This window comes from Streptomyces scabiei 87.22, assembly GCF_000091305.1.
Lineage (GTDB): Bacteria > Actinomycetota > Actinomycetes > Streptomycetales > Streptomycetaceae > Streptomyces > Streptomyces scabiei.
Window position 1 is genome coordinate 4,441,937 of sequence record NC_013929.1, and the last position, 11,795, is coordinate 4,453,731.

Consider the following 11,795-nt stretch of genomic DNA (forward strand, 5'->3'; position numbering starts at 1 on the left):
GGACGCTATCGCCCGGGGAGATCAGGGGATTCGCCGGGGGTCCCCTGTGTTTCGCCGGACGATTCGGTGGATTCGCCCAGGGTTTCCACAGGGGTTTCGACGGCCGGGGCGGCGCCGGCGGGCGGTTCGGGTTTGGCGGTGCCGGGGCCCTGCACGATGCGCACGGCGTCGGTGAGCGCCTGACGCTGTTCCTCGCTCATCATCCCGAAGAAGGCGACGAGGGCGGCCGCGGGGTTGTCGCTCTGCGACCAGGCTTCGTTCATCAGTGCGGCCGCGTAGGCGGCACGCGTGGAGACCGCCTCATATCGATAGGCCCGGCCTTCCGCCTCGCGGCGCACCCAGCCCTTCTGATGAAGATTGTCCAGCACGGTCATCACCGTGGTGTACGCGATGGTCCGTTCGTTCTGGAGGTCTTCCAGGACTTCCCGAACGGTCACCGGGCGGTTCCACTTCCACACCCGCGTCATGACCGCGTCTTCGAGTTCTCCCAAGGGGCGAGGCACAGTTCCGCACAATATCCGGAGAAACCGCTGGAAGCAGAACGAAAAGGGCGTACGACTCGAAAAACACACGAGTCGTACGCCGATGGGGCGTCGCGTCAGGCGCCGTTGCCGCCGGGGCCGGCGTCACCGGCCTGGCGGGTGTTCTCCGCGCGGGCGAGGGCGGCGTCGACCGCCGCGTCCTCCTTGGCCTTGTTGGAGCCGCCCTGGGTCTTCACGATCACCCTGATGAGGGCGAGGAACAGCACGGCCATCACGAAGGGGGGCAGCAGCGCGGAGACGTAGTCCATGGGTCCAGGTTAGCCAGGGCTAGACGGCGGCCAGCTGCTGGGGCGGATTCGCGGGCGGGGCGGCCGGTTTGCGCTTGGGCGGGAAGACCTCGCCCGGGGTGGGGACGGGGCGGCGGGCCGGACTCGGGGCGTCCGGGCGCGGGACGGGACCCGGCTTCTCGGCGGGCCGGGCCGGGCGGGACGGCCGGCCGGGCTTGGGTGCGGCGGGATCCCCGGCGGCGTCGTGCGCGAGGGCGGGGGCGCCGGGTTCCAGCAGGCCGCCGGGGAGGGCGGTGAGCCGGAGCCGGGAGCGGCCGGAGCCGGAGCGGGAGGCGGGGACGACCACCGCCGAGGGGGCCGCGCGCCCCGCGAAGCGGGCGCGCACGTCCTCTTCGGCGAGCGGGCGGCAGCGTTCCAGAAGGGCCGCGGCGGTGGGATTGCCGCGCAGCGCGCGCAGGGCGGTGAGGTCGTCCGGGCCGGGACGGTACCCGGCGTCCAGGGCCTGTGCGAGGAGGGCCGCGTAGCCCGTGAGCGTGCCGGGGAGCGCGGCGCGGTAGCGGGCGAGGTCGGCCAGCAGGAAGGCCCTCAGACGGGCGTCCTCGCGGGTCGCCTCGTCGACGGACTCGGCGAGCCGGAGGCAGTCCTGCACCTCCTGCGCCGAGGCGGGGCTGGGGTTGAGGGCGAGGGCGAGGGCACGGCGGAGCACACGAAGCTCCTCGGCGCCGAACGCCATGCCGCCGCGGGTTCCGTGGGGCGTGGGCATGCCGCGACGATACGCGCTAATCAGACAAAAGCGGGTCGATCGGGGCGTGTGGCGCCGGGGACCACCCGCCTGGGGGGACGGGGGCGCGCGGCGGGGCGAGGGGGCGGTGCGTTGTCGGGTGCGGGTGGGTGGGGGCTGGTCGCGCAGTTCCCCGCGCCCCTAGAAGCACCAGGCCCTTCGGGCCTGAAAGCCAACGGCCCTGCGGGCCTGAAAAGCACGGGGCGCAGCCCTTGCTTTTCAGGGGCGCGGGGAACTGCGCGAGAAGCCCCACCGGACCCGCACCCGCCGTACGACCCTCACCCCGCACCCCCTGCCGCGTCCCTCAGAGCCGGGCCACGTTCCGTTCGTACACCAGCCGCAACCCGATCAACGTCAACCACGGCTCGTGCTCGTCGATCACGGACGACTCGCCCAGCACCATCGGCGCGAGCCCACCCGTCGCGATGACCGTCACGTCCTCGGGGTCGTCCGCCAGTTCGCGGACCATCCGGCTCACCACCCCGTCGACCTGCCCGGCGAACCCGTAGACGATCCCGGACTGCATCGCCTCGACCGTGTTCTTGCCGATCACACTCCGCGGCCGGGCCACCTCGATCTTGCGGAGCTGGGCGCCCTTCACCCCGAGCGCCTCCACGGAGATCTCTATGCCGGGGGCGATGACGCCGCCCACGTACTCCCCGCGCGCGCTGACCGCGTCGAACGTCGTCGCCGTACCGAAGTCGACGACGACGGCGGGCCCGCCGTACAGCTCGACGGCGGCGACCGCGTTGATGATGCGGTCGGCGCCGACCTCCTTGGGGTTGTCCGTGAGGATCGGGACGCCCGTCTTGACCCCCGGTTCGACGAGGACCGCGGGGACGTCTCCGTAGTAGCGGCGGGTCACCTCGCGCAGCTCGTGCAGGACGGACGGGACCGTCGCGCAGATCGCGATGCCGTCGATGCCGTCGCCCAGTTCCTCGCCGAGGAGCGGATGCATGCCCATGAGGCCCTGGAGGAGGACCGCCAGTTCGTCGGCGGTGCGGCGCGCGTCGGTGGAGATGCGCCAGTGTTCGACGATGTCCTCGCCGTCGAACAGACCGAGGACGGTGTGGGTGTTGCCCACGTCGATCGTCAGCAGCATGGCCGTCCCCGCCCTACTCGGCCGCGCGCAGGTCGAGGCCGATGTCCAGGATCGGGGACGAGTGCGTCAGGGCCCCGACGGCCAGGAAGTCGACGCCCGTGTCCGCGTACGCCTTGGCGTTGGTGAGCGTCAGCCGGCCCGAGGCCTCCAGGAGGGCGCGGCCGTCGACGAGCGCCACGGCCTCCTCGCACTCGACCGGTGTGAAGTTGTCGAGCAGGATCAGGTCGGCGCCCGCGTCGACGACCTCGCGGAGCTGGTGGAGGGTGTCGACCTCGACCTCGACGGGCACCTCGGGGAACATCGCGCGCACGGCCTCGAACGCCTGGGCGACACCGCCGGCGGCGACCACGTGGTTGTCCTTGACGAGGGCCGCGTCCGAGAGGGACATGCGGTGGTTGACCCCGCCGCCGCAGCGGACCGCGAACTTCTCCAGGGAGCGCAGCCCCGGCGTCGTCTTGCGGGTGTCGCGGACCTTCGCCTTCGTGCCGTCCAGGGCGTCCGCCCACGCGCGCGTGGCGGTCGCGATGCCGGAGAGGCGGCACAGCAGGTTCAGGGCGCTGCGCTCGGCGGTGAGCAGGTCGCGGGTGGCGCCGGTGACGCTGAGGAGCTTCTGGCCTGCCTCGACGCTGTCGCCGTCGTCGACGTGCCGCTCGACCTCGAACTCGTCCGTGCAGGCCACCGAGAGGACCGCCTCGGCGATCCGCAGGCCCGCGACGACGCCGCCCTCACGGGCGGTGAAGTCGGCGGTGGCGCGGGCGTCCTCGGGGATGGTCGCGACCGTGGTGACGTCCACGCCGTGGGCGAGGTCCTCCTGGAGGGCGACGTTGGCGATGTCCTCGACCTCGACGGGGTCGAGTCCGGCGTCGGCCAGGAGCTGGGCGAGCGCGGGGTCGAGCCCGCACTCCAGGTACGCCTCGGTCAGGCCGTCGTCGGCGCCACAGGCGCAGCCGTCGCCGCAGCCGCCGCCGGAGGCGAGGGGAAGTTCGGGGGTGCTCACGTCTGTCACTGCTCCTGGTGATGCGGCCGGGTCGGGGGGAAGTCTGCGGTATCCGTGGTGTGTACGGCGAGCGTCCGGTCCGGATTCAGCCGGACGACGATGTGGCGGCGCCAGGCGGTGTCGTCGCGCTCGGCGCGGTCCTCACGCCAGTGGCAGCCGCGGGTCTCCTCGCGCAGCCGGGCGGCGGCGACCAGGACCCGGGCCACGCACAGGAGGTTGGTGGTCTCCCAGGTGTCGACGCCGGGTTCCGCCGTCTTGCCGTTCTCGGCGAGGGTGTCGCGGGCCTGCGCGTGCAGCCGGTCCAGGGCCTCGGCGGCGGTCGCGAGGGAGGTCTCGGAGCGCAGGACGCCGGCGCCCTCGGTCATGGTCCGCTGGATCGCGAACCGGATCTCCGATTCGAGCAGCGGGTGCGCGGGCTTCGCCGCGTACGGGACGGGCTGGGGCACGCGCGCGGGGAGGCCGTTCCCGGCCTGGGCGGCGGCGATGTCGGCGACGATGCGCTCGGCGTAGACCAGACCCTCCAGGAGGGAGTTGGAGGCGAGCCGGTTGGCGCCGTGGACGCCGGTGCAGGCGACCTCGCCGCAGGCGTAGAGGCCGGGGACGGTGGTCCGGCCGTGGGAGTCGGTGCGGACGCCGCCGGACGCGTAGTGCGCGGCCGGGGCGACCGGGATGGGCTCGGTGACGGGGTCGAGGCCATGGGCGCGGCAGGCGGCGAGGATCGTCGGGAAGCGGTGCTCCCACATGTGCGCGCCGAAGTGCCGGGCGTCCAGGTACATGTGCTCGGCGCCCTGCTCCTGCATGCGGCGCATGATGCCCTTGGCGACGATGTCGCGGGGCGCCAGTTCGGCCAGCTCGTGCTGTCCGAGCATGAAGCGGACGCCGTCGGCGTCGACCAGGTGGGCGCCCTCGCCGCGGACCGCCTCGGAGACGAGGGGCTGCTGGCCCTCGGCGTCCGCGCCGAGGAACAGCACGGTCGGGTGGAACTGGACGAACTCGAGGTCGGAGACCTCCGCCCCGGCGCGCAGGGCGAGGGCCACGCCGTCGCCCGTCGACACCGACGGGTTGGTGGTCGCCGAGAAGACCTGGCCCATGCCGCCCGTCGCGAGGACGACGGCGGGGGCGTGGACGGCTCCCACGCCGTCGTGCTGGCCCTCGCCCATGACGTGCAGGGTGACACCGGCGGTGCGGCCGTCGGCGTCCAGCAGGAGGTCCAGGACGAGCGCGTTCTCGACCGTGCGCAGCCCCCGCGCGCGGACGGCCTCGACCAGTGCCCGGGAGATCTCGGCGCCGGTCGCGTCGCCGCCCGCGTGCGCGATGCGGCGGCGGTGGTGGCCGCCCTCGCGGGTCAGCTCCAGGCCGCCCTCCTCCGACTCGTCGAAGTGGGCGCCGGTCGCGATCAGACGGCGTACGGCGTCGGGTCCCTCGGTGACCAGGAGCCGTACCGCCTGCTCGTCGCACAGGCCCGCGCCGGCCACCAGGGTGTCGTCCTGGTGCTGCTCGGGGGTGTCGCCCTCGCCGAGGGCGGCGGCGATGCCGCCCTGGGCCCAGCGGGTGGAGCCGTCGTCGAGGCGGGCCTTGGTGACCACGACCGTGCTGAGACCGGCGGCCTCGCAGCGCAGCGCGGCGGTGAGTCCGGCGACGCCCGAGCCGACGACCACGACGTCAGCGTCGATGGACCAGCCCGGTGCGGGCGCGTGCAGTCGTATGCCGGTGCTGGTCACGAGGCGGCTCCGAGGGGTCCGAAGGTCAGGGGGATGTTGTCGATCAGCCGGGTCGTCCCCACCCGGGCCGCGACGGCGAGGACGGCCTCGCCGGTGAAGTCGTCGGGGATGTCGGTGAAGTCCGACGGGTCGACCAGGGCCAGGTAGTCCACGGCGAGCGGCGGCTTCATGCGCCGGGCCTCGTCGAGGACCAGGCGGGCGGCGGCGCGGACGGCGGCCGGGCCGCCGGGGGCCGACTTGGCCATGGCGTGCGCGTCGGCGGCCGCGCGGGACTCGCCGATCGCGCTCAGGGCCTCGGCACGGGCACGCGTGGCGGGCACCTCGCGGGCACGCGCGCGCAGCGCCTCCTGGGCGGCGTGCCGGTCGCGGCCGGCGAACAGTGCCTGGGAGAGCGCCAGAGCCGTGCGGCGCTCCTCGGTGGACAGGTAGCGGTTGCGGCTGGACAGGGCCAGGCCGTCGTCCTCCCGGACGGTCGGCACGCCCACGACGTCCATGCCGAAGTTCAGGTCGCGGACCATGCGGCGGATGAGGGCGAGCTGCTGGGCGTCCTTCTGGCCGTAGAGCGCCACGTCGGGGCGGGTGAGGTGCAGCAGCTTGGCGACCACGGTGAGCATGCCGTCGAAGTGGCCGGGCCGGGAGGCACCCTCCAGACGCTCGCCCATGGGTCCCGCGGTGACGCGGACCTGTGGTTCGCCGCCCGGGTAGACCTCGTCGGCGGACGGGGCGAACACCACGTCGGCGCCCGCTGCCGCGGCGAGCTCGACGTCGGCGTCCAGGGTGCGGGGATAGCGGTCGAGGTCCTCTCCGGCGCCGAACTGGAGGGGGTTCACGAAGACCGTCACGACGACCTCACCCGTGCCGCCCGCGATCTCGCGCGCGGTGCGGATCAGGGTGGCGTGGCCCTCGTGCAGGGCGCCCATGGTCATCACGACGGCCCGGCGTCCCGCACGCGCGCGTGCGTACAGTTCGCCGGCGGTGCGCAGCACGGTGATGGTCATCGGGCGTCCCCCTCGGTCCCGTCGGTGCCGCCCGCTCCGGTGGTCCGGTCCGTCCCGCCGGCGAGCACGCCGAGGAGGTCCTCGGCCAGTTCCGGCTTGAGCAGGCCGTGGGCGAGGGCCCGGTCGGCGGTCGCGCGGGCCATCGCCAGGTACCCGGCGACGGTCGCCGGGGCGTGCGCGCGCAGTTCGGCGACGTGCGCGGCGACCGTGCCCGCGTCCCCGCGCGCGACGGGACCGGTGAGCGCCGCGTCGCCCGACCTGAGCGCGTTGTCCAGGGCGGCGCCGAGCAGCGGGCCGAGCATGCGGTCGGGGGCGGAGACGCCGGCCGTGCGCAGCAGTTCCATGGACTGGGCGACCAGGGTCACCAGGTGGTTGGCGCCCAGGGCGAGGGCCGCGTGATAGAGCGGGCGGTTCTCCTCGGCGATCCACTCGGGCTCGCCGCCCATCTCGATCACCAGGGCCTCGGCGGCCATCCGCAGCTCGTCCGGGGCGGTGACCCCGAAGGAGCACCCGGCGAGCCGCTGCACGTCCACCGCGGTGCCCGTGAACGTCATCGCGGGGTGCAGCGCCAGCGGCAGCGCACCCGCCCGGAGCGCGGGGTCCAGCACCTTCGCGCCGTACCGGCCGGAGGTGTGCACGAGCAGCTGTCCCGGCCGTACGGAGCCGGTCTCGGCGAGGCCCTCGACCAGGCCCGGCAGGGCGTCGTCGGGGACGGTCAGCAGCACCAGGTCGGCGTGGCGCAGCACCTCGGCGGGGGACATCAGCGGCACGTCGGGCAGCAGTTCGGCGGCGCGCCTGCGGGAGGCGTCGGAGACGCCCGAGACGGCGACGGGGCGGTGGCCCGCCAGGCGGAGCGACGCCGCCAGCGCGGGGCCGACGCGGCCGGCGCCCACGACCCCGACGGCGAGCCGCGCGGGGCGGTCCTTCGGCTCTGGCTGCTGGAATGTACTCACTCGGTGGTGGCCTTCCCGTTCCAGTCCGCTCTGGGTACCGGACGATTTCTCGTCATGTTAACGCGATTGGTTCGAGGGGCGTTCGGTCGTCCACAGGCCGTGGACGGCCGCGGCCCGTTCCCGCGGGTCGTGACGGGCCCCGGTCGCGCGGCCCCGTCGGCTCGAAATCCGGGTGCCGGGCGGGGCGGGCCGGGGGGATGATCCCAGGATGAGCGATGCGGTGAGGCAACGGTACGAGCGGCGGCAGGCCGCCCATCGGGCGGCCGGGCGGGTGCTGGCACGGGCGAGTGCGCTGGCGACGGTCCGGGAGCGGCTGGCGCTGCTGGACTCGGCCGCGGAGGTGTACGACCTGGACCGGACCGCCGACATGTACGGCAACGGGGTCGTCGAGATTTTGGAGGAGCGGACCGCCGCACTGCTCGGCATGGAGGCCGCCGCGTTCTTCCCGACCGGCACGATGGCCCAGCAGGTGGCGCTGCGCTGCTGGGCGGCCCGCACCGGGAACCCGGCGGTCGCCCTGCACGCCCTCTCGCACCCCGAGATGTACGAGCGCCATGCCTTCAGCCAGGTCAGCGGCCTGCGCCCGGTCCGGCTGACGAGCGAGCCGCGGCAGCCGACCGCCGAGGAGGTGAGCGGTCTGGACGAGCCGTTCGGGGCGCTGATGCTCGAACTGCCGCTCAGGGAGGCCGGTTTCGCGCTCCCCTCCTGGGAGGAGCTGGAGGAGGTCACCGAGGCGGCACGCGCGCGGGAGGCGGTGGTCCACTTCGACGGGGCCCGCCTGTGGGAGTCCACGACGCATTTCGGCCGCCCGGTCGACGAGATCGCGGCCCTCGCCGACAGCGTCTACGTGTCGTACTACAAGTCGCTGGGCGCCTACGGCGGTGCCGCGGTCGCCGGTCCCAGGACGCTGGTCGACGAGGCGAAGTCCTGGCGGCACCGGTACGGGGGCCAGATCTTCCAGCAGTTCCCCACCGCTTTGTCGGCCCTCGTCGGCCTGGAGCGGGAGCTGCCCCGGCTGCCGGAGTACGTGCGCCACGCGCGCGTGGTCGCCGCCGCGCTGCGCGAGGGGTTCGCGGCGGCGGGGGTGCCCTGGGCCCGGGTGCACCCCGAGGAGCCGCACACCCACGAGTTCCAGGTCTGGCTGCCGTACGAGGTCGACGTCGTCGCGGAGGCGTCGGTGCGTCAGGGCGAACAGACCGGCGCGCTGCTCTTCGCCCGCCCCTGGGACCGGGGCGGGCCGGGGCTGGCGGTCACGGAGATCGAGGTGCGGGCCGCCGCCCTGGAGTGGACGGCGGCGGACGTGCACGGGGCCGTCGCGGACTTCGTGACGCTGGTGGGCAAGGTCGCCGGCGAGTAGGGCCCGTCCGGCAGGCCCCGGGCGCCGGTCAGCCCTGTCCGCCCGCCCGGACCAGTCCCGTCTCGTAGGCGAGGACAACCACCTGGACGCGGTCGCGCAGGCCCAGCTTGGTGAGGATGCGGCCGACGTGGGTCTTGACCGTGGCCTCGGAGAGGACGAGACGGGCGGCGATCTCGCCGTTGGACAGGCCCTGGGCGACGAGGATCATGACCTCGCGCTCGCGTTCGGTGAGCCGCTCCAGCTCCTTGTGCCGGGGTTCCGAGCCGGTGCTCGGCAGCATCGGGGCGAAGCGGTCGAGCAGCCGCCGGGTGGTGGAGGGGGCCACGACCGCGTCGCCGCTGTGCACGGCGCGGATCGCGGCCAGCAGCTCGCCGGGCGGCACGTCCTTGAGCATGAAGCCGGACGCGCCCGCCTTCAGCCCGGAGAAGGCGTACTCGTCGAGGTCGAAGGTGGTCAGGATGAGCACCTTCGGCGGGTCCTGCTCGGCGCAGATGCGGCGGGTGGCCTCGACGCCGTCCAGCTTCGGCATCCGGACGTCCATCAGGACCACGTCCACCTCGGTCGTCCGGACCGTCTGCAGGGCCTCGACGCCGTCACCCGCCTCCGCCACGACCTCCATGTCCGGCTGGGCCGCCAGCACCATCCGGAAACCGGTGCGCAGCAGCACCTGGTCGTCGACGAGCATCACGCGGATCGCCATCGGGTCCTCTTCCGTGTCTTCGCGAGGGGTCTGAAGGAGCGGGTGTCAGTGTGCGGGCTTCAGGGGCAGCAGGGCGCTGATCCGGAAGCCGCCGCCGGGCCTGGGCCCCGCGTCCAGCGTGCCGCCGACCATACCGACGCGCTCCCGCATCCCGATGAGGCCGTGCCCCTGCCCGTCGGCGCCGCCCTCCTCGTACAGCTCGTGGGGCGCGCCCTTGCCGTCGTCCTCGACCAGCAGGCCGAGCCCGTCGTCGAAGTAGACCAGCCGGACGCTCGCGCCGGTGTTCGGGCCCCCGTGCTTGCGGGTGTTGGTGAGGGCCTCCTGGACGATGCGGTACGCCGTCAGCTCCACCCCGCTGGGCAGTGGGCGCGGGGTGCCCTCGATCTTGAAGTCGACGGGCAGGCCGGCCACCCGGCACTGCTCGACGAGGTCGTCGATCTGCTCCACGTCGGGCTGCGGGACGTACTCGCCGACCTCCTTGTGCTCGCCGGTGCGCAGCACGCCGAGCAGGCGGCGCATCTCGGCGAGGGCCTGACGGCCGGTGGAGGAGATGGTCTCCAGCGCCTTCTTCGCCTGGTCGGGGGCGGCGTCGAGGACGTACGCGGCGCCGTCGGCCTGGACGACCATGACGGAGACGTTGTGCGCGACCACGTCGTGCAGTTCCCGGGCGATCCGGGCGCGCTCGGCGGCGACCGCGACCTTGGCCTGGGCCTCGCGTTCCTTCTCCAGCCGGGCGGCGCGCTCCTCCAGCTGCGCGAAGTACGCGCGGCGGGTGCGCAGGGAGTCGCCGAGCACCCAGGCCAGCGCGAACGGCACGGTCAGGACCACGGCGAGCACCGCGTTGCCCAGCGTGCTGGTCTGCTGCTCGGTCCAGCGCAGCTGCGCCAGCGAGGCCGCGCAGAGGCCGCCGCCGAGGGCGAACCAGGAGGCCCAGCGGGCGCCGTCCGCCGCGACCGTGTAGATGACCACGAGCATCGCGAAGTCGGCGGGGATCCTCGGTACTCCGACGATCAGCTGGGCGATGCCCGCCGCGGCGGCCAGCACCAGCATCTTCTCGGGCATGCGGCGCCGCAGGGCGATCGACAGGCAGAGCGCGAGCGAGATCACCACGAACGCGGGCTCGTTGATGTCGTTCGCGTAGACCGAGTCGATCGGCCCGCTCACCAGGCTCGTCCCGAGCAGGACGACGGCCCAGAAGCCGTCGACCCATGTCGGGTGCCGGCGGAGGAAGTCATAGAGGCGCTGCACGTGACCCAGCGTAGGGAAGGGGTCGGTGTGCCGGGGTCAACCGGAGGGCCGATCCGTGACCGGGGCACGTACTCCCCAAGGTGGAGGCCGTGTTAGCCGTTCCGCATAGCCTGACGTGATGAGGGATCGTCCCGCGCCACCGCACACGTCACCGCCCGCCGCCCCGGAAGGGCCGAAAACCTGGCGTCGTTGGCGCGACGCGGCCGAGGAGGCCCTGTACGGGCCCGCCGGCTTCTACCGGCGGCCGGAGGGGCCCGCCGGGCACTTCCGGACCTCCGTGCACGCCTCCCCGCTCTTCGCCGCCGCCGTGGCACGGCTGCTGTGCCGGGTGGACGAGGCGCTGGGGCATCCCGGCGAGCTGGCGTTCGTGGACCTGGGGGCCGGGCGGGGGGAGCTGGTCAGCGGGGTGCTGGCGGCCCTGCCAGCGCCGGTGTCGTCCCGTACGCGCGCGTACGCCGTCGAACTGGCCGGGAGGCCGGACGGTCTCGATCACCGCATCGAGTGGCACGCGGAACCGCCGACGGGGGTCACCGGGCTGCTGTTCGCCAACGAGTGGCTGGACAACGTGCCCGTGGACGTCGTCGAGGTGGACGCGGCCGGTACGGCCCGGCTGGTGCTCGTACGGGAGGACGGGAGCGAGCGGCTCGGGGAGCCCGTGGCCGGGGAGGCGGCCCGGTGGCTGGACAGGTGGTGGCCGCCGGGGCCCGGGGAAGGGCTGCGGGCCGAGGTCGGGCTGCCGAGGGACCGGGCGTGGGCCGCCGCCGTGGCGGGCGTGGCGCGGGGGCTCGCCGTCGCGGTCGACTACGGCCACCTGGCGGACGCCAGGCCGCCCTTCGGGACGCTCACCGGGTTCCGGGAGGGGAGGGAGACCGCGCCGGTCCCGGACGGGTCGTGCGACCTCACCGCGCACGTGGCGCTGGACGCGTGCGCGCTGCCGGGGGCCCGTCTGCTCACCCAGCGGGAGGCGCTGCGGGCCCTGGGGGTCACCGCGGGCCGTCCGCCGCTCGCCCTCGCGACCTCCGACCCGGCGGCGTACGTACGGGCCCTCGCGGGCGCGGGCGAGGCCGCCGAACTGACCGCGCGGGGCGGGCTGGGCGACTTCGGCTGGCTGGTGCAGCCGGCCGGGATCCCGGACCCGTTCCCCGGCGGCACCCCGTAGCGGCCCCGGA

Annotated in this window: 12 protein-coding genes; 2 read left to right on the plus strand and 10 right to left on the minus strand. The window is 74.2% G+C overall.

Going from position 1 to position 11,795, the window contains the following annotated elements; translation table 11 throughout:
- Nucleotides 1–5: 5 nt before the first annotated feature.
- The 8 genes from SCAB_RS18800 to SCAB_RS18835 all read right to left on the minus strand — a co-directional run bounded on the left by SCAB_RS18800 (nucleotide 6) and on the right by SCAB_RS18835 (nucleotide 7,321).
- On the minus strand, nucleotides 6–467 hold the full coding sequence (locus tag SCAB_RS18800) for a BlaI/MecI/CopY family transcriptional regulator (RefSeq protein WP_231885258.1): 462 nt from the start codon (nucleotides 465–467) through the stop codon (nucleotides 6–8).
- A gap of 131 nt (nucleotides 468–598) precedes the next feature.
- Nucleotides 599–790: a hypothetical protein gene (locus tag SCAB_RS18805; protein ID WP_013001657.1), complete on the minus strand. Its 192-nt coding sequence runs from the start codon at nucleotides 788–790 to the stop codon at nucleotides 599–601.
- Nucleotides 791–809: 19 nt separating this feature from the next.
- Nucleotides 810–1,502 carry a serine/threonine-protein kinase gene (locus tag SCAB_RS18810; protein ID WP_037726212.1) on the minus strand — a complete coding sequence of 231 codons (693 nt, stop codon included), beginning with the start codon at nucleotides 1,500–1,502 and terminating at the stop codon, nucleotides 810–812.
- Between the two features lie 352 nt (nucleotides 1,503–1,854).
- Entirely contained in the window at nucleotides 1,855–2,652 is a 798-nt protein-coding gene (locus SCAB_RS18815; protein WP_013001659.1) for a type III pantothenate kinase, read from the minus strand.
- A gap of 13 nt (nucleotides 2,653–2,665) precedes the next feature.
- Nucleotides 2,666–3,649: a carboxylating nicotinate-nucleotide diphosphorylase gene (nadC, locus tag SCAB_RS18820; RefSeq protein ID WP_013001660.1), complete on the minus strand. Its 984-nt coding sequence runs from the start codon at nucleotides 3,647–3,649 to the stop codon at nucleotides 2,666–2,668.
- Between the two features lie 5 nt (nucleotides 3,650–3,654).
- The gene (locus SCAB_RS18825) at nucleotides 3,655–5,370 is read right to left on the minus strand and encodes an L-aspartate oxidase (RefSeq protein ID WP_013001661.1); all 1,716 of its coding nucleotides are present in this window, start codon (nucleotides 5,368–5,370) and stop codon (nucleotides 3,655–3,657) included.
- Nucleotides 5,367–6,368, minus strand: coding sequence for a pantoate--beta-alanine ligase (gene panC / locus SCAB_RS18830; protein WP_013001662.1), 1,002 nt, complete (start codon nucleotides 6,366–6,368; stop codon nucleotides 5,367–5,369). Before panC ends, SCAB_RS18825 begins: the two co-directional genes overlap by 4 nt.
- Nucleotides 6,365–7,321 (minus strand): Rossmann-like and DUF2520 domain-containing protein, encoded by a 957-nt coding sequence (locus SCAB_RS18835; RefSeq protein WP_013001663.1) that lies wholly within the window; start codon nucleotides 7,319–7,321, stop codon nucleotides 6,365–6,367. Before SCAB_RS18835 ends, panC begins: the two co-directional genes overlap by 4 nt.
- 208 nt (nucleotides 7,322–7,529) lie before the next feature.
- Here SCAB_RS18835 and SCAB_RS18840 point away from each other — a divergent pair, with 208 nt between their 5' ends.
- On the plus strand, nucleotides 7,530–8,678 hold the full coding sequence (locus tag SCAB_RS18840) for a threonine aldolase family protein (RefSeq protein WP_013001664.1): 1,149 nt from the start codon (nucleotides 7,530–7,532) through the stop codon (nucleotides 8,676–8,678).
- Between the two features lie 28 nt (nucleotides 8,679–8,706).
- On the opposite strand, the gene SCAB_RS18845 is transcribed toward SCAB_RS18840, so the two are convergent.
- Together SCAB_RS18845 and SCAB_RS18850 are read right to left on the minus strand one after the other, a co-directional pair.
- Nucleotides 8,707–9,378, minus strand: a complete 672-nt coding sequence (locus SCAB_RS18845) for a response regulator transcription factor (protein ID WP_013001665.1) — start codon at nucleotides 9,376–9,378, stop codon at nucleotides 8,707–8,709.
- Between the two features lie 45 nt (nucleotides 9,379–9,423).
- On the minus strand, nucleotides 9,424–10,626 hold the full coding sequence (locus tag SCAB_RS18850; protein ID WP_013001666.1) for a sensor histidine kinase: 1,203 nt from the start codon (nucleotides 10,624–10,626) through the stop codon (nucleotides 9,424–9,426).
- 118 nt (nucleotides 10,627–10,744) lie between these two features.
- Here SCAB_RS18850 and SCAB_RS18855 point away from each other — a divergent pair, with 118 nt between their 5' ends.
- Nucleotides 10,745–11,785, plus strand: coding sequence for an SAM-dependent methyltransferase (locus SCAB_RS18855; RefSeq protein WP_041669367.1), 1,041 nt, complete (start codon nucleotides 10,745–10,747; stop codon nucleotides 11,783–11,785).
- Nucleotides 11,786–11,795: the final 10 nt, after the last annotated feature.

Coding starts and splice junctions, on each gene's coding strand:
- SCAB_RS18800 (WP_231885258.1), bottom strand. CDS start 467: ATGACGCGGGTGTGGAAGTGGAACCGCCCGGTGACCGTTCGGGAAGTC.
- SCAB_RS18805 (WP_013001657.1), bottom strand. CDS start 790: ATGGACTACGTCTCCGCGCTGCTGCCCCCCTTCGTGATGGCCGTGCTG.
- SCAB_RS18810 (WP_037726212.1), bottom strand. CDS start 1,502: ATGGCGTTCGGCGCCGAGGAGCTTCGTGTGCTCCGCCGTGCCCTCGCC.
- SCAB_RS18815 (WP_013001659.1), bottom strand. CDS start 2,652: ATGCTGCTGACGATCGACGTGGGCAACACCCACACCGTCCTCGGTCTG.
- panC (WP_013001662.1), bottom strand. CDS start 6,368: ATGACCATCACCGTGCTGCGCACCGCCGGCGAACTGTACGCACGCGCG.
- SCAB_RS18840 (WP_013001664.1), top strand. CDS start 7,530: ATGAGCGATGCGGTGAGGCAACGGTACGAGCGGCGGCAGGCCGCCCAT.
- SCAB_RS18845 (WP_013001665.1), bottom strand. CDS start 9,378: ATGGCGATCCGCGTGATGCTCGTCGACGACCAGGTGCTGCTGCGCACC.
- SCAB_RS18855 (WP_041669367.1), top strand. CDS start 10,745: ATGAGGGATCGTCCCGCGCCACCGCACACGTCACCGCCCGCCGCCCCG.